Source organism: Saccharopolyspora cebuensis, from assembly GCF_039542665.1.
GTDB classification, from domain to species: domain Bacteria; phylum Actinomycetota; class Actinomycetes; order Mycobacteriales; family Pseudonocardiaceae; genus Saccharopolyspora; species Saccharopolyspora cebuensis.
This window is the reverse complement of sequence record NZ_BAABII010000003.1, coordinates 521114-538188: the sequence shown is the minus strand read 5'-3', so window position 1 is coordinate 538188 and position 17075 is coordinate 521114. Positions and strand designations below refer to the sequence as shown.

Here is a 17075-nt window from a genome sequence, read left to right as displayed (position 1 = left end):
GGGTCACCCGACCGCGGCCAGCGGCGTGCTGGTGCGGGAGTAGATCGCCATCGCCGCGTCGCGGGTCAGCCGCTCGGCCGGGGTGTCCAGCACGACCTGCCCGGTGCGCAACCCGATGATCCGGTGGCCCCAGTTCAGCGCGAAGTCCACCTGGTGCAGGCTGCACAGCACGGTGAGCCCGTCCTCGCGGCCGATCTCGGCGATCAGGTCCATCACCTGCGCGGCGGAGTCCGGGTCCAGCGACGCCACCGGCTCGTCGGCCAGCAGCACCTCCGGCTTCTGCAGCAGCGCGCGGGCCACCGCGACCCGCTGCTGCTGACCGCCGGAGAGGGTGTCGGCGCGCTGCAACGCCTGGTCGGCGAGCCCGACCCGGGCCAACTGGTCCAGCGCCGCGTGCCGGACCCGCTTCGGGTAGCCGAGCAGGCTCAGGCGCGGCCCGCGCAGCGCCCCGAGCGCCCCGGTGCACACGTTCTCCAGGACGGTCAGCGACCCGATCAGGTGAAACTGCTGGAAGACGAAGCCGACCTTGCGGCGCAACGCGCGCAGCTCCGCGCCCTTGAGCGCACCGACGTCGGACCCCAGGACCCGCACCGAACCGCTGCCCGGCCGCTGCAACCCGTCGACGTGCCGCAGCAGCGTCGACTTGCCCGAGCCGGACAGGCCGAGCAGCACCGCGACCTCGCCGCGGGGCACCTCCAGGGACACCTCGTCGAGGGCTCGGACAGCACCGAACTCGGTGGTCACCCGGTCGAAGCTGATGGCGCTCATCGGGCACCTCCGGTCGTCGCACGGCCGCGTGGCGCGGCATTCCGCTCTCGCACGCCACCACGCTCCCGGCCGGGGACCAACGTGCTGTGGAAGCCGGGCGAACCGGCGGTGAACGGCCCGCGACAGGCCGAGCGGGTTGTGCCCGGGCGCGGGTTCCGCCGACGCACCGTGCGGGCCGGAACGCGCAGCGTCACCGCCGGTGGGCGCGGCGGCCGGGAAGGTGAACGCCCGCCGAAGTCGCGGCGGGACCTCGGTGCCCGGCGGAGCCGCATGCGACCAGGACCGCCGCCCGCGCTCGGACGCTACCGATCAGGTTCCGCCACGCGCACCCGCGGCGGCAGCGGTCCTCACGAGAACGGGCCGCCGACGATGGTGACCGCGTCGATGATGATCAGCGTCCCGAGCCCGCCGTAGAGCAGCAGGTCGACCGGGCGGCTGCGGATCGCCAGCAGCCCGGCGCGCTCCGGCGACAGCACGGCCCGGAACACGGCCGCGAGCACCAGCGCGCCGCCGAGCAGCGTCGCGCCGCGCCGCCAGTGCTGGAGCGCGATGAGCACGAACGCGATCAGCGCGACCAGCACCACGAGACCGAACGCCACGTGCTCCGAGAACCGCGACCTGTCCCCGAACCGATCGTGCAAAGCGTCCTCCCGTGCTCGACGCGCCCGGCGGGGGCGCGGTGGGTCAACCGCGCTCGGCGGCCTCGACGACGTTGCTGAGCAGCATCGCGCGGGTCATCGGACCCACCCCGCCCGGGTTCGGCGCGCGGAACCCGGCGACCTCGCCGACGTCCGGGTGCACGTCACCGGTGAGCCCGTCCTCGGTGCGGCTGACGCCGACGTCGAGCACCGCCGCGCCCGGCTTGACCATGTCCGGGGTGATCAGGTGCGGCACGCCCGCCCCGGCGACCACCACGTCGGCCCGGCGGACCTCCTCGGCGAGGTCGCGGGTCCCGGTGTGGCACAGCGTCACGGTGGCGTTCTCGCTGCGGCGGGTGAGCAGCAGGCCGATCGGCCGGCCCACCGTGATCCCCCGGCCGACCACGGCCACCCGGGCACCGGCCAGCGGCACGTCGTAGCGGCGCAGCAGCTCGATGATGCCGCGCGGGGTGCAGGGCAGCGGCGCCTGCTCGCCGAGGACCAGCTTGCCGAGGCTGATCGGGTGCAGGCCGTCGGCGTCCTTCGCCGGGGCGATGCGCTCCAGCAGCGCGCCCGAGTCGAGGTGCTTCGGCAGCGGGAGCTGCACGATGTAGCCGGTGCAGGCCGGATCGGCGTTGAGCTCGTCGAGCACCGCCTCCAGCTCGGCCTGGCCGACGTCGGCGGGCAGGTCGCGGCGGATCGAGGTGATCCCGACCTTCGCGCAGTCGTTGTGCTTGGCGCGCACGTAGGAGTGCGACCCGGGGTCGTCGCCGACGAGGACCGTCGCCAGCCCCGGCGTGCGCCCCTGCTCGGCGAGCCGGGCCACCCGCGGCCGCAGCTCCTCGAAGATCGCGTCCTTGGTCGCCCTGCCGTCGAGAATCGTCGCGCTCACGGCTTCTCATCGTGGCAGACCCGGATCCGGGCGGCTCCGGCGGTCCGGCACTGCCGCCACGCCGACCGCGATGAGCGTGAGCAGCACGCCGAACACCGTCGAGGGCACCACGACCGATCCGGGCACGGGCACCAGCACGTCCAGCAGCAGCGCACCGAGGAGCTGACCGGCGATCAACCCGAGGCTGAGCACCAGGACCCCGGTGAACCGCACCAGGGCGACGTTGCCGACGATCACCACGATGCCGATCAGCCCGCCCGCGTAGAGCCACGGCTCGGTCGGGAACCGCTCCGGCGCGCCGCGCAGCACCAGCACCGCGGCCGAGGCCAGCACCAGCGCCAGCGTGCCGACCCCGAAGTTCAGCGTCGCCGCGGTGAGCGTGGAGGCGACCTGCTGCACCCGGCCGTTGACCGCCGCCTGCCAGCCGAGGCCGAGCCCGGCCAGCCCCGGGAGCAGCACCAGCCAGCTCACCTGCGCGTCGCCGAGCTGCGCCGAGACCGCGATGAGCACCGCGAACACCGCCAGCGCCGCGCCGACCAGGCGCAGCACCGTCACCGGCTGCGGACCCGCCGGTCCGAGCCCGAACCGGTCCACCACCAGACCGCTGGTCACCTGCCCGGCCACCACCGACACCGTGAACAGCGCGACGCCGAGCCCACCGGCCGCGACGCCCTGGGTGATCACCAGGTACGCCCCGCACACCCCGCCGAGGCAGTGCCAGGCGCGCAGCCCGCCGGACCCGCGCACCTCGGCGACCAGCCGCCGCGCCCCGCGCCGACCGGCCGGGTGCAGCACCGCCGCGGGCAGCAGCACCGCGAGCCCGCCGCCGAAGGAGATCAGCGCCGCGATCACGCCGTCGCCGAGCTCGGCGCCCAGCGCCCCGTTCAACCGGGCCTGCGCCGCGAGCAGCACGCCGACCACGGCCGCGCCGATCATGCCGAGCGCCCGCGCGTTCACGGCAGCACCGCTTCCCGCGTCGCGTCGGGTTCGCCGCGCAACGCCCGGTGCAGCACGCAGACCGCGCCGAGCACGGCCAGCCCGCCGCCCAGCGCGGCGGCCGCCGCCGGACCGGCGCCGTCCAGCGCCCACCCGGCCAGCGGGCTGGCCACCGCACCGCCGAGCATCGTCGCGCTGGCGTACCAGCCGAACGCCTCGTTGTGCCGGGCCTGCGGCACGAGCCCGGCGAGCCGCCCGTTGACCGCGGCCAGCGTCGGCGCGATGGCGGTGCCGCCGACCAGCAGCACCGCCGCGACCAGCCACGGCGACGCCGGGTCGGCCACCGGCGGCAGCACCGGGGCGATCGCCACCAGCCCGGCCGCCGCCAGCGCCGCGCGCCGCCCCAACCGGGACGGTCCGCGCAGCCCGCCGACCAGCAGTCCGCCCAGCAGCGAACCCAGCGCCCACACCCCGGCCAGCAGCCCGGCCAGCTCCGGCGTGCCGCGCTCCCGGGCCCAGCCGACCAGCACCAGGTCGACGGTGATCAGGCCGCCGACCACGAGCACCGCGAACAGCATCATCGGCGCGAAACCCGGCACCCGGAACAGCGCCGCGGAGCCCGCCACCGGTCCGGCCCCGGCGAGCGGCGCGCGCAGCCCGGCGCGGAGCAGGGCCGCCGCGAACAGCGCCGGGCCGACCACCGAGCAGCCCGCCAGGACCAGCGCCGCCGGGGCCGACCCCCAGAACGCGACGAGGAACGCCGCGGCCATCGGCGCGATGATGAACAGCAACTCCTGCAACGTCGCCTCGACCGCGAACGCGGCTTCGCGCGCCGCACCGCCGGACAACCGGGGCCAGATCGCGCGGCCCACCTGCGTCACCGGCGGGTGGGACAGCCCGGTCAGCAGCGCCACCGGCAGCACCACCCACCACAGCGCCGGGTCGAGCCGGGTGGCCAGCAGCACGACGACCAGCATCCCGACCGCCCACAGCACCCCGGTGACCAGCAGCAACCGGGGCGCGGAACTGCGGTCGGCGGCACGCCCGCGCAGCGGCCCGGCGATGCCTTGGCCGACCGTGAGCACCCCGGCCACCAGCCCGCCGGTGGTGTAGGAGCCGGTCCAGTCCACGATCAGGAAGGTGAGCACCAGCGCGACGGCGGGGGTGTGCAGCCTGCCGAGCAGGCTCGCCGCCATCAGCGCCGGGGCGTGCGGCACACCGAGCAGCAACCGGTACGGATGAAGCACGATCACCCATCCTGACATCTGGCACGCGCGTACCGCTACTGCGTTTTCGCGCCCGCGCGACGCGCGGGCGCGTCGCACCTGGAGGTGTGATGTTCGGCGATCGCTTCCACCGGCACGCCGTGGCGCGGCACCATGTCCGGCATCGGCGGAAACCCGGACGGACGACCGGTGCCTGCCGTGAACCTGCCTCGGCGCGTCAGCCCGCGAACCGCATCGCGTAGCGTCTGGCCGGGGTGGGGTCGGTGTGCCCGGTCGAGAGGGGGAGGATGTCACCCATGTCGCGTCCGACAGCGATCAGTCCCGAGGAGCAGGAGCAGGCAGCCCGCAAGATCGGTGTGCTGCTGCTGCAAGCCGCTCCCGAGGACTGGCAGGAGATCACGGTCGAGTACCGCGCCACCGGCGAGTACCACGACCTGCTGGGTGAGCTCACCTTGCAGGACGGTTCGAGCCGGCCGTGGGAGCCGCCGGCCGAGCTGCAGGACATCTTCGAGGGCCTGCGCGAGGGGATGTACCGCCCGGACGTCGGGACCTGGCTCAGCGCGCTCTACGTCGTGGAGCGCCCGTCGAGCTACCGCATCGACATCAACTTCGACTCCGAGCCGAGCTGGCAGCAGCCGCTGCCCCGCGCGGCCTACCTCGACGAGCTGCGCCGCTTCCCGCGCACCGACGCCAACGTCCCGGACTGGCTGCGCGAACGGCTCGACGGCGGGCCGTCCGCGGAGGCGCCGGTCGAGCCCGGGTCGGTCGAAGCAGGGCCGGTCACGCCAGCGCCGGTCGAGCCAGCGCCGGTCGAACCGGGGCCGGTCGCCTCGGTGCCGCCGGAGGGCTTCCACATCGCGAGCGTCTTCGCCGACGTCGACGAGCACGGCAGGCCGCTGGTCGGCGGCCGCGAGCCGGTCAGCCCGGACGAGGCCGGGCCGCTGCGGCACTACCTGGAGAACGCGCCGATCGTGCTGGCCTCCCGCGACGACGAGGAGGACCAGCTCGACCCGGACCGGACCACCGCGGTGCCGGGCACCTGGCACACCGACGGCACCTGGCTCTGGCAGGGCGCGGTCGCCTACTACCTCGCCCAGTACGGCGTGCCGCCGGAGCCCGCGCTGATCGACCACATCCGGTCCCGCGACTTCGCGCTGCCGCAGGTCGACGACGCCACCCGGGACGCGGCGGTCGGCGAGCTGCTCGACCAGCCGGCGGACGAACCCGAGCGCGCACCGGAGGTCGACGAGGTCGCGCCCGAACCGGAGCCCGAGCCGGCGCTGACCGCCGAGCCGACCCCGTCTCCCGAGCCGACCCTGGCGCCCGAGCCCGAGCTCGCGGTGGAGCCGGAGCTGTCGTCCGAACCCGAGTCGGCGGACGATGACGAGCCCGCCGTGCTCGCCCGGCTGCACGATCGCCTCGTCGAGCAGGGCGTGGACGGCGACCGCTACCGGGTCGGCAGCCACAGCGTCGACGCGCGCTGCCTGCTGCGGGAAGGCCCGGACTGGGTCGTGACCGGCAACGCCGAGGAAGGCGGCGACGTGCGCTTCGAGCGCGCCGAGCAGGCCGCGGCGTTCCTGCTCGGCGCGCTGCTGCTGGAGCGCACCGCCGCTCCGGAGCCCGTCGCGGAGCCCGCCGCGCCGGAACCCGAGCAGGCCGCGGCCCCCGAACCGGTCGCACCGCCGGAACCGGTCGTCGAGCCCGAGCCGGTCGCCGAAGCACCGGCCGAGTCCTACGGCGAGCCCGACGACCTGCCGCGCAGGCAGCCCGCGACACCGGAACCCGAGCAGCGGCGCCCGGCCGCGGCGAACGGCTCGAACCCGCTGTTCACCGCCAACCAGGACCTGCCCGAGCCCCCGCCCCCGCGGCCCGAACCCGCGGCCCCGCCGGAGGAGGCCACCCGCTTCCAGGCGCCGCCGCGACCGGAGCGGCCGATGCCGCCCACCGGACCGGCGTCGCCTCCGATGGGCCAGCCCGCGCAGGGCCCCCGGCCCACCGGCCCCACCGGCCCCGGCGGTCCGCCGCCGCTGCCCAAGCGGCAGCCCCGGTCGGCCCAGCAGCCCGACGCCGGAGCACCTCCGGCGCCCCCGGCCGGACCGGCGCAGCCGGGCCCAGGCGCCCAGGGCGCCCCGCCGGCCCAAGGCGGCCAGCCGGGCCAGGGCGGCCAGCCGGGCCAGGGTGGCCAGCCAGGGCAAGGCGGGCAGGAACGGCGCCCGGGCGGTCCCGGGATGGGCGGGCCGCCCTGGCAGGGCCAGGCCCCGCCGCAGCAGCCGCCGCGCCCGCCGCAGCAGCCCCCGGCCGGTCAGCCGATCCAGCCGCTCAACGGCGAACCGCCGCTGACGCTGTTCCGGGATCGCCGCGTGGTCATGCTCCAGCCGGGCACCGAGCTGGACCGCTTCGGCGAACCCGCCGGGAACGTCACCTACGCCGCGCGGACGCCGTACAGCCAGCGGTCGCTTCCGCCGCAGTGGGCGCAGCGCAGCTACGTGGCGTACCGGGTGCAGCGACCCCTCCAGGCGCTGCGCGGCGTCGCCGTGCCGTGGTTCGAGCAGCCCGGCGGCGGCACCGCGTTCGTCCTCCCCGCGGCGGTCAACGACCTGCTCGCCGACGGCGCGCTGGTCGAGATCCCGGGCAACGAGGTCCAGCGCCCGCCCATGGAGTGAGCCACCCGTGTCCCCCGGCCCACCGCCGGGGGACACGGGCGCCGGCCCCACCTCCCGCCCTGCGCGGCCGTCCGGCGAACATCCGGACGCCTTGGGCGCGGGCGACGTCGCGGCGCTTCTCGGTGGTGTTGCCGTAGGAGGTGTCCTCCGGCGCGGCGCCCAGCGCCAGGCACAGGTCGATCCCACCGGGCTGACGACGTCGAAGGACGCACCGAGCGCGACCAGCTCGCCGACCACCTCGGGCGTGGGATTGGCCTTCACCGCGTAGCGGATCCGCCCGTCCGGCAACGCGGTCCGCAACTGCTGGTAGCGCTCCCGGACCACGGCGAGACGTGCCTCCCGCAGCCGGCGCCGCCCGAACTCCCGGCCGGATCAGCTTCTCCAGCAGCCCGCCGAAGTGACGACACAGTGGACACCCAGTCCGCGCAGTGGTGACCAACACACCCGCACCCCACTCGTCCGGCTGATCTTCGGCCAGGTGAGGGGCACCTTCACTCACCACCCGTTCGGGTATTTCTTGGCAGGAGCCGGACATCGGCTCGCGCGAATCGGGCCCCCGGCGGCGCTTCCCCGGCGACCGGCCCCGGGCTCCGACGGCCCCTGTGCTTCCGGCTGCGCTGCGGTTCGGTCTGCCGTAGGAGTGGGCCGACGCTGGGTTTTCGGGCCACCCTGTGGTTCGGGCTGCGCTGGGTTTCGGGCTGCGCTGGGTTTCGGGCCGCTCTGGGTGTCGGGCCGCTCTGGTGTCGGTTTGCGCTGCGGTCTGGGCTGCGCTGGGTTCCGGCTGCGCTGGGGTTCTTGGCCGCTCTGGGTTTCGGGCCGCGCTGGTGTTGTGGCTGCGTTGGGTTTCCGGCTGCGCTGGGGTTCCGACCGCGCAGGTCCTCGGCCGCGCTCGGATTCCGGCTGCGCCTGCCGGGCTGTCCCTGGGGTGTAGGCGGCCCCGGGGCCGGGGCAGGCGTGTTCCGGGGTCAGTCGTCGACGCGGAGGCCGTGGGCCGCTGCGAAGGCGAGCGCGGTGGGGGTGTCGACGCGGGCGCCGACGAGCTGGGCTTGGACGAGGGCGTCGGCGTCGAGGCGGGCGCCGCGCAGGTCGGCTTCCTGGAGCCGGGCGCGGTGCAGGCGGGCACCGGTGAGGTCGGCGTCGCGCAGGTCGCTGCGGCGCAGATCGCAGTCGCCGAGGTTGGCCTCGCGGAACCGAAGGCCGCGCAGGTCGAGTCCGCGCAGGTCGGCCCGGCCCATGCCGGTCAACGTCAGGTCGGTCTCGCGGAGGCGGATCGCGCGCAGACCGCAGTCCAGGAACGCCGAACCCAGCAGGCTGCAGCCGGTCAGCTCGGAACGGCCGAACACGGTGCGCTCGAAGCGACAGGAGCGGAACGCCGTCGCCCGGTGCGCGGAGTCCTTGAGGTCCGCGCCGCTGAAGGTGCAGTCGGTGAACACGCAGTTCTCGGTGCGCAGCCCGCGCAGGTCCGCGTCGCTGAAGTCGCAGCGCTCGAAACTCCGGCCGGACCACTGCTGCCCGGCCAGCACCGCATCCTCGAAGGTCTCGTCGACGGCGTGCACCGCACCAGCATGCCAGCAGGTGATCAGGGCACGACGACGACCGGTCGCACCGCCTCCACCACCAGGGTCGCGGGCACCGTGCCGAGCAAGCCGCCGCGCCGCCGCGAGCGGCCCACCACGATCAGGTCGGCGCGGTACTGCTCGGCGACCTGCTCCAGGCCCACCGCCGGATCACCCCGGTGGTGCACGAAGTCCCAGTCGATGTCGATCCACTTGAGGTGGGAGACGACCTCCTTCTTCAGTTCCTCCACCAGGCTCTCGGCCGCTTCGCTGGCCACCGCGACCCCCATCGGCGACCAGTAGGCCACGCCGCCCACCGCCTCGACGTAGACGAGCACCAGCCGCGCCCGCTCGCGGCGCGCCAGTCCCGCCGCCCACGCCGCGGCGTGGAAGCTGGCGGGGCTGCCGTCCATCCCGACGACGATGCCGCCCAGCCCGTCCTTGCCGATCTCGAATTCCCGCTCGGTCTTGTCGCCTTCGGCCACGCGGGAATGGTAGTGGGCCGGTGCCGGTGAGTCGGACGGATGCGACACACTCGAGATGTGAGCACTTCTCAAGACCTGGCGCGGCGCGCGCTGGAGGCCGTCGACCTCGACGGAGTGCTGGCCGACCTGCGCGAACTCGTCGCGATCCCCAGCGTCGGCGGCACCCCCGGCGAGCAGGAGGCCCAGCGGTGGTGCGCCGACCGGCTCGGCGAGCTCGGGTGCGCCGTCGATCACTGGCGCATCGACGTGCCGGAACTCGCGGCCCAGGACGGTTTCCCGGGCCAGGAGGCCGAGCGCGACGTGGCCTACGGCTGCGTGGCCACCACCGGCCCCGGCGAACCGGCGCTGGCGCTGTGCGGCCACACCGACGTCGTGCCGCCCGGTGACCTGGACCGGTGGCCGGACCGCGACCCGTACGCGCTGCGCATCCACGACGGCATCGCCGCCGGTCGCGGCACCTGCGACATGAAGGGCGGGGTCGCCGCGATCCTCGGTGCGGTGCGGGCGCTGCGGGCCGCCGGGATCACGTTGGCGCGACCGCTCGCGGTGCACGCGGTGGTCGGCGAGGAGGACGGCGGGCTCGGCGCCTTCGCGACCCTGCGGCGCGGGCACCGGGCCGATGCCTGCGTGCTGGCCGAGCCCAGCGCCGGGACGGTGGTCGCCGCCAACGGCGGGTCGCTGACCTTCCGGCTGGAGATCCCCGGCCAGGGCACCCACGGCTCGACCCGCTACCGAGGGGTGAGCGCGCTGGACGCGCTCGCCGGGCTGCTGCCGGTGCTCCGCGAGCTGGAGGCGCGCCGCAACGCCGATCCGGACCCGCTGGTCGCGCACCTGGAGATCCCGTACCCGCTGTCGGTGGGTGTGGCGCGCGCCGGGGACTGGGCGAGCACCGTCCCCGACCTGGCCGTCGCCGAAGGGCGCTACGGCGTCCGGATCGGCGAATCCGTCGACGCGGCCAAGGCGGAGTTCCACGACGCCATCGCCCGCGCGTGCGCGGCCGACCCGTGGCTGGCCGAGCACCCGGTGCGGGTGAGCTGGCCCGGCGGCATCTTCGCCAGCGGACGGTTGCCCGCCGGGCATCCGCTGCTCGCCGAAACCCAGGACGCCGCGGAGCGGGCCGGCGCTCCCCGACCGACCCCGGTCGGCGCGCCCTACGGCACCGACCTGCGGCAGTACGCGGCGGCAGGCGTGCCGACGCTGCAGTACGGCCCCGGTGACGTGCGCTACGCGCACGCCCACGACGAGCACGTCTCCATCGCTGAACTGGAGCAGGCCACCCGCGCCTACGTCCTGCTCGCCCTGCGACGCTGCGGCGTCGCCTGACCGCCCGCCGTGGAACCACGTCGCATGGCGGTGCGGGCGGCCCGCAGCGGTGCGCGCTGAGCAGGTCGTGGCTTCGCCGCCGTGGGAATCGGTGAACCAGGTTCCACAGTGGAGCCCCCGACGATGCCGCCGGGACGGACGAGAAGCTCCGCAGGACGCCCCCTGATCACCGCCGATGTCCCGGAGGCGCACGGACGATGATCACACCGCCCAGGATCACCGCCGAGGTCGCCGCGCCGTGCGCCGATCCCCCGTCGCGGTGCGCTGCGCCGCACCGCAGGACCGCCCGGGCCGCACCGCAGGACCGCCCGGGCCGCACCGCAGGACCGCCCCGGCTCCGCACCGCAGGACCGCCCCGGCTCCGCAGCGCTGAGCCCGGAGCCGGGCACCGGGCCGGTGCGGCGACGACGCCGTGGGACCACGGGCGTGGACCTCGCCTGTTGCGCGGATTCCGGAGAGGACCCGGGTGCGGCCGGTATGCCGGCCGACCGCACCCGGGCCACGAGGTGCTGGTCCACTGGTTCCGCGCGTCACCTGGTGAGCCCGTCCTGGGAGGGGATGGACAGCTTCGGTGTGACGCGGGTGGACCGGCACCGGGTCTCGATGCGGCACATCGTGCGCGCCGCGCCCCGGATCGTGCCGCGGCCGGGCGGGAACCCTCGTCGTTTCAGTGGAAGTCCCGGGACGTGGTGGGAATCCGGACGTCCAGCTTCTGCAGGTGGTCGGCGCGCAGGTTGATCACCCCCTCGGCCCGTTCCACGATGCCGCGCACGAGCAGCGCCGCGCTGGTCCGGCCGACCTTGCGGTAGCGCGCCCACAGCCCCGGCGAGCACATCACGTTGATCATCCCCGTCTCGTCCTCCAGGTTGAGGAAGGTGATCCCGCCCGCCGTCGCCGGCCGCTGGCGGTGGGTGACGGCACCGCCGACCAGCACCCGAGTACCGTGCTCCACTTCGGACAGCCGGGCCGCGCTGAGCGCCCCGCGTTCGTCCAAGCGCGCCCGCACGAACTGCACCGGGTAGCTGTCCGGGGACACCCCGGTGGCCCACACGTCGGCGGCGGCCAGCTCGACGCCGTCCATCCCGGGGAGCGCCGGGGCCTCGGCGGCGACGGTCGTACCGGGCAACCGGTCGCGGCGATCGGCTGCCGCCGCCGCGGCGTTCCACAACGCCTCCCGGCGGGAGAGGCCGAAGCAGCCGAAGGCTCCCGCCGTGGCCAGCGCCTCCATCTGCGCGGCGGACAACTCCTGGCGCCGCGCCACGTCGGCCATGTCCTGGAAGGGGCCGCCCGCATCGCGCTCGGCGACGAGCTGCTCGGCGAGATCGTCACCGAGCAGCCGCACCGAGCCCAGCCCCAGCCGGACCGCCTCGCCCCCGGTGCTGCTCCCCTCCGGTTCCAGGTCGGCGCGGGCGCGGCTGGCGTTGACGTCCGGCCCGCGCACCACCACCCCGTGCCGCCGGGCGTCGGCCACCAGCGACTGCGGGGAGTAGAAGCCCATCGGTTGTGCCCGGAGCAGCGCCGCGCAGAACGCCGCCGGGTAGTAGTGCTTGAACCAGGAGCTGGCGAACACCAGCAGCGCGAAGCTCAGCGCGTGGCTCTCCGGGAAGCCGTAGTTGGCGAAGGCCAGCATCCGCTGGTAGATCCGCTCGGCCAGTTCCGCCGAGATGCCGTTGGCCGCCATCCCCTCGAACAGCCGGCCCCGGATGCGCTCCATGCGCTCGGCGGAGCGCTTGGCGCCCATCGCCCGGCGCAGCTCGTCCGCCTCCGCCGGGGAGAACCCCGCGACGTCCACGGCGAGCTGCATGAGCTGCTCCTGGAACAGCGGGACACCGCAGGTCTTCTGCAACGCCCCGGCCATCAGCGGGTGCTCGAAGTCCCAGTCCTCCTGCCCGTTGCGGCGCCGGATGTACGGGTGCACCGAGCCGCCCTGGATCGGCCCGGGCCGGATCAGCGCCACCTGCACCACCAGGTCGTAGAACTCCCTCGGCCGGAGCCGGGGCAGGGTGGCCAGCTGGGCGCGGCTCTCCACCTGGAAGACCCCGACCGCGTCGGCGCGGCGCAGCATCGCGTACACCTCGTCGTCGGCCAGGTCCAGCTCGCCGAGGTCGACCCGCACGCCGTGGTGCTCGGCGACCAGGTCGATGGCGTAGTGCAGCGCGGACAGCATGCCCAGGCCCAGCAGGTCGAACTTGACGAGGCCCACCGCCGCGCAGTCGTCCTTGTCCCACTGCAGGACCGTGCGCCCGGGCATCCGCGCCCACTCCACCGGGCACACCTCGCTGACCGGCTGGTCGCAGATCACCATGCCGCCGGAGTGGATGCCAAGGTGCCGGGGGAAGCCGATCAGCTCGTCGGCCAGCTCGCGCACCGGCCCGGGGATCCCGGAGTCCTCGGGCAGCGGTCCCCAGTGGTCGATCTCCTTGCTCCACGCGTCCTGCTGCCCCGGCGAGTGGCCGAGCGCCCGCGCCACGTCGCGGACCGCCGACTTGGGCCGGTAGCTGATCACGTTCGCCACCTGGGCGGCGTGCGTCCGGCCGTACCGGGTGTAGACGTGCTGGATCACCTCCTCGCGGCGGTCCGATTCGATGTCCAGGTCGATGTCCGGCGGCCCGTCGCGTTCCGGGGCGAGGAACCGCTCGAAGAGGAGCCGGTAGCGCACCGGGTCGACGTTGGTGATGCGGAGCGCGAAGCACACCGCCGAGTTCGCCGCCGAACCCCTGCCCTGGCACAGGATCCCGGCCCGGCCGCAGAACGCCACGATGTCGTGCACCACCAGGAAGTAGCCCGGAAAGCCCAGCTCCTCGATGATCGCCAGCTCGCGCTCGATCTGCCGGTACGCCTCGGGGTTCGCCGCGGGCGGGCCGTAGCGCTCCCGCGCGCCCCGGTGGGCCAGCTCGCGCAGCCAGCTGTCCTCGGTGTGCCCCGCCGGGACGTCGAACGGCGGCAGCTCCGGAGCGACCAGCCGCAGGTCGAAGGCGCATTCCCGGCCCAGCTCGGCGGCCCGCCGCACCGCGTCGGGATGGCGGGCGAACAGCTCGGCCATCTCGTCGCCGGACCGCAGGTAGTGCCCCGCCCAGGCGGGCAGCCAGCCGTCCATCTCGTCCAGGCTGCGCCGGGCCCGGATCGCCGCCACCGCGGCGGCCAACCGCGCCCGGTGTGGCGCGGCCAGGTGCGCGCCCGTCGTCGCCACCGCGGGGAGACCGGCCGCCGCGGCGAGCTCGGCGAGGGCGTCGTTGCGCGCCGAATCCAGCGGCAGGCCGTGGTCGGTGAGCTCGACCGCCACGTTGTCCCGGCCGAACAGCGCCACCAGCCGGTCCAGCTCCCCGGCCGCCGCCTCCGGCCCGGAATCGGCCAGGGCGGCGCGCACCGCGCCCTTGCGGCAGCCGGTCAGCACCAGCCAGTGATCGTCCGCCTCGGCCGCCAGCTCGGCCAGGTCGTAGACCGGGCGGCCCTTCTCCGCACCGCGGAGCTGGGCGGTGCTGATCGCCCGGCACAGCCGCGCGTAGCCCTCCGGATCGCGCGCCAGCACCAGCAGGTGCCCGCCTTCCGGATCGGCCACGCCGTTCTGCGGTCCCCGCAGCCCGAGGCTCAGCTCGGCGCCGAACACCGTGCGCACCCCGTGCTCCGCCGCCGCCTCGGCGAACCGCACCACCCCGTACATGCCGTCGTGGTCGGTGAGCGCGATGGCCTCCAGCCCCAGCCGCGCCGCCTCCGCCGCCAGTTCCTCGGGGTGGCTCGCGCCGTCGAGGAAGCTGAAGTTGGAGTGCGCGTGCAGCTCCGCGTAGGGCACCGCGGGCACCTCGCGCGGGGGCGGCGCGGGCGCGGGACCACCCGCCTCCGGCGGCGCCCCGGCAGGTGCCGGGCGGCCGGACAGCGCGCGCTCCAGTTCGGACCACGTCCGGGGCGGGTTGAACCAACTCATGGGACCAGTGAACTCCTGTTCGAACCGCGATCGCCAGCAGCGGCGCCGATGTCCACTCGAACGAGTGTTCGGCTACCGGTAGGCACCGTGCCCCCACCAGCGCTCGCCCTCGTGCACCAGCAGCAGCGCGACCTCGTCCGCCTCCGGACCCGCCGCGTCCGGGGCCAGCACGACCTGCACCCGCGCCACCGAACGCGGCGGGACCTGCGACGCGGGGGTCAGCTCCCCCACCGCCAGCAGCTCGACCCACCAGCGCTCGGCGACCGGCCACGGCCCGGCCCACCCGGTCACCTCCCGGGACCGGCCGCCCGCCACCACGCGGTGCGGTGCCGCGGTCAACCGGTGCCGCTCGGTGAAGCCGACCGGAGCGCCCTCGGCGTCGAGCACGTCCACCGGCCACGGCGACTCCGGCAGCACCGAGGGCGACGGCGCCGGGAGCCGCCCCGGCCAGGGGTGCTCCGGCTCCAGCGCGGGACGCCGCTCGTCGCCCCACCGCACGAAGCGCACCCGGTCGCGCTGGTCCCGACCGCCGCCGAGCACCGGGGTCAGGACCGCGTCCGGGCCGAGCATCCCCTGCACCCGGGCGAACGCCCGCCCGGCGCGGGCATCGGCCTCCCCGGTGGCGGCGTCGAGCAGGTCGAGCTGCAGCGCACCCGCGCCCACCACCTCGTCCGGGAACAGGCCCAGCACGCTGATCCCGGCCGTCGGACGCGGCTCGCCGCGCCGGGAGTTCAGCCAGCCGTCCAGCTGCCACCGCACCCGGTCGGCGGTCGCCGCGGGGGTCAGCGGATCGGCGCACCGCCACACCCGGCGCAGCTCCTCGCCGTTCTCGGTGCGCGCCGAGATGGCCAGCCTGGTGCAGGCCAGCCCGCGCTCGGCCAGCTCGGCGTGCAGCCGGTCGGCCAGGACCTTGGCCGCGAACGCCGCGGCGTCCACCCGCTCGACCGGCGGGTCGAGCTGCTCGGTCACCGCCAGGTCCGGCGGCGGCTCGCGGCGCAGCGCCGGGCGTTCCTCCAGCCCCGCCGCGGCCCGGTGCGCCACCAGCGCGACGGCGCCGAACCGGGTCAGCACGTCCGCGGCCGGCAGCGCGGCGAACCCGCCGAGGGTGCCGATGCCCAGCCGCCGCAGCAGGTCCACCAGCCCGCCGTCGACCTCGTGCGCCGGGAGCTGGTCGAGCTCCTCGATCCCCAGCGGTGCCAGGAACTCCGCGCTGCCGCCCGGCTCGACGACCGCACCGCGCCGGGCGGCCAGCACCGCCGCGAAGAACCCGTCCGCGATGCCCGGCAGGCACTCCACCCCGATCCGGGCCTCCACCTCGTCCACCAGCCGCTCGGCGGCGGACTCCTCACCGCCGAAGTAGCGGGCCGGGCCTTTCACCGGCATCGCCAGCAGTCCCGGGCGCACCACCTCCACCCCGGGGACCAGGGCCTCGACGGCGAGCACCACCCGCTCGAAGCACCGCGCGTCCCGCGCCGGGTCGTGCTCGTGCACCAGCAGTTCCGGGCAGCGCCCCTGCGCCTCCCGGCGGCGCATCCCCCGGCGCACCCCGGCCTCCCGGGCGGTCGCCGAGCAGGCCACCACGCGGTTCGCCGCGAAGACCGCCGCGGGCACCAGCGGGCCGAAGCCGCCCTCCTGGGCGGCGGCGACCACCGGCCAGTCCGGGCACCACAGGACGAGCCGCCGGGGCCGGTCCGGGGTGTCGGTCGCGGGGGTCATCCGACCACCGGCCGCAGTCGCGCGATCCGCTCCGGCTGCTCCTCGGCGAGGCGCGCGGGAGCGCCGTCCCGACCGGGCAGCAGGAGGCGGCAGGAACGCGGGCGGGACGCGGCCCCGCGTCCGCTCGCCCGCACCGTGACGGCGCGCTCCCGCAGGTGGCCGTGGCCCCGGCCGAGGCCGCGCCACCGGGCGCCCGAGCAGTCCAGCCGCACGTCGGCACCGGGCCACGGGCCGAAGGGGACCAGCACGGCACCTCGGTTGCGGGCGCGCGCGGAGAGCCTGCGGGCGTCCTGGTCGGCCAGTCGCCGGGTTCCCCCGACCACGACCAGGTCGACGCCGTCGAGCAGCGCCGCGACCACGGCGGCGGGTTCCGCCCCGGGGTCCGGGACCACGGCCAGCCGGGACACCGCCACGCCCGATTCGGCCGCCGCCACCAGGTTGGTCCCGGGCAGGCCGACCACCGCCGCCCACGAGCCGCTGGCGGTGGCCTCGGACAGCAGCGCGAAGAGCAGGGACACCGAATCGTCCACCGCCACCGTGCTGCCGCGGCGCAGGCCCGGCCACGGCAGCACGGCGGCGAGTTCCGCCCGCGCAGGCAGCATCCGACCCGCATCGGAGCCGCCCTCGGTCCCGGCGGCGGGAAAACCCACGGACACCCCGTTAGCCGTGGACACCCCGTCCAGCGCCGCCAAAGACGCCATCGCGGACATCGCTGCTGCCTCCCCACATCGCGACCGCATGGGTGCCCGACCCCGGCCCGGGCACCCATCCGCCGCCGTGGGGAAGACAGCGGCGGAGCAGCACTGCGCCTGCACCCAACGCAGCGCCGCTCCTGATCGAAGCGACCACCCCGACCCGGCCACTTCGATCTTCGAACCTCAGTTCGAACACCTTGATTAAACCCCGCGCCCTACCTCGCCGTCAAGGCGCGGGCGAACGTCAGTTCGAAT

Annotated in this window: 12 protein-coding genes and 1 pseudogene; 2 read left to right on the top strand and 11 right to left on the bottom strand. The window is 75.6% G+C overall.

The features are described from left to right. Positions 1-3 precede the first annotated feature (3 nt). The 5 genes from phnC to ABD976_RS05330 form a co-directional block, all read right to left on the bottom strand. A complete protein-coding gene (gene phnC / locus ABD976_RS05350; protein ID WP_345358005.1) occupies positions 4-768 on the bottom strand; it encodes a phosphonate ABC transporter ATP-binding protein in 765 nt (254 codons plus the stop codon). A 347-nt stretch (positions 769-1115) separates the two neighbouring features. Then, the gene (locus tag ABD976_RS05345) at positions 1116-1409 is read right to left on the bottom strand and encodes a DUF3017 domain-containing protein (protein ID WP_345358002.1); all 294 of its coding nucleotides are present in this window, start codon (positions 1407-1409) and stop codon (positions 1116-1118) included. A gap of 43 nt (positions 1410-1452) precedes the next feature. Beyond that, entirely contained in the window at positions 1453-2298 is an 846-nt protein-coding gene (locus tag ABD976_RS05340) for a bifunctional methylenetetrahydrofolate dehydrogenase/methenyltetrahydrofolate cyclohydrolase (RefSeq protein ID WP_345357999.1), read from the bottom strand. Between the two features lie 6 nt (positions 2299-2304). Then, positions 2305-3255 (bottom strand): DMT family transporter, encoded by a 951-nt coding sequence (locus ABD976_RS05335; RefSeq protein ID WP_345357996.1) that lies wholly within the window; start codon positions 3253-3255, stop codon positions 2305-2307. Then, positions 3252-4487, bottom strand: a complete 1236-nt coding sequence (locus tag ABD976_RS05330; RefSeq protein WP_345357993.1) for an MFS transporter — start codon at positions 4485-4487, stop codon at positions 3252-3254. Before ABD976_RS05330 ends, ABD976_RS05335 begins: the two co-directional genes overlap by 4 nt. Before the next feature lie 269 nt (positions 4488-4756). Between ABD976_RS05330 and ABD976_RS05325 the strand changes: the two genes are divergently transcribed. Then, positions 4757-7123 (top strand): TNT domain-containing protein, encoded by a 2367-nt coding sequence (locus tag ABD976_RS05325; RefSeq protein ID WP_345357990.1) that lies wholly within the window; start codon positions 4757-4759, stop codon positions 7121-7123. A 246-nt stretch (positions 7124-7369) separates the two neighbouring features. On the opposite strand, the pseudogene ABD976_RS05320 reads toward ABD976_RS05325, so the two are convergent. The 3 genes and pseudogenes from ABD976_RS05320 to ABD976_RS05310 all read right to left on the bottom strand — a co-directional run. Beyond that, positions 7370-7447 (bottom strand): annotated as a pseudogene (locus ABD976_RS05320) (hypothetical protein); the annotation flags it as partial. A 641-nt stretch (positions 7448-8088) separates the two neighbouring features. Then, a complete protein-coding gene (locus ABD976_RS05315; protein ID WP_345357987.1) occupies positions 8089-8679 on the bottom strand; it encodes a pentapeptide repeat-containing protein in 591 nt (196 codons plus the stop codon). Positions 8680-8702: 23 nt separating this feature from the next. Further along, the gene (locus ABD976_RS05310; protein ID WP_345357984.1) at positions 8703-9164 is read right to left on the bottom strand and encodes a universal stress protein; all 462 of its coding nucleotides are present in this window, start codon (positions 9162-9164) and stop codon (positions 8703-8705) included. A 57-nt stretch (positions 9165-9221) separates the two neighbouring features. On the opposite strand from ABD976_RS05310, the gene ABD976_RS05305 reads away from it, so the two are divergent. Beyond that, a complete protein-coding gene (locus ABD976_RS05305; protein WP_345357981.1) occupies positions 9222-10487 on the top strand; it encodes an ArgE/DapE family deacylase in 1266 nt (421 codons plus the stop codon). Between the two features lie 667 nt (positions 10488-11154). Here the strand turns inward: ABD976_RS05305 and ABD976_RS05300 are convergent. The 3 genes from ABD976_RS05300 to ABD976_RS05290 all read right to left on the bottom strand — a co-directional run bounded on the left by ABD976_RS05300 (position 11155) and on the right by ABD976_RS05290 (position 16835). Next, complete coding sequence (locus tag ABD976_RS05300) at positions 11155-14409, bottom strand: error-prone DNA polymerase (protein WP_345357978.1); 3255 nt, start codon at positions 14407-14409, stop codon at positions 11155-11157. 72 nt (positions 14410-14481) lie between these two features. Then, positions 14482-16125, bottom strand: a complete 1644-nt coding sequence (locus ABD976_RS05295; RefSeq protein WP_345357975.1) for a DNA polymerase Y family protein — start codon at positions 16123-16125, stop codon at positions 14482-14484. Continuing rightward, the gene (locus ABD976_RS05290; RefSeq protein ID WP_345357972.1) at positions 16122-16835 is read right to left on the bottom strand and encodes a hypothetical protein; all 714 of its coding nucleotides are present in this window, start codon (positions 16833-16835) and stop codon (positions 16122-16124) included. The genes ABD976_RS05295 and ABD976_RS05290 overlap by 4 nt, the downstream gene beginning before the upstream one ends. Positions 16836-17075: the final 240 nt, after the last annotated feature.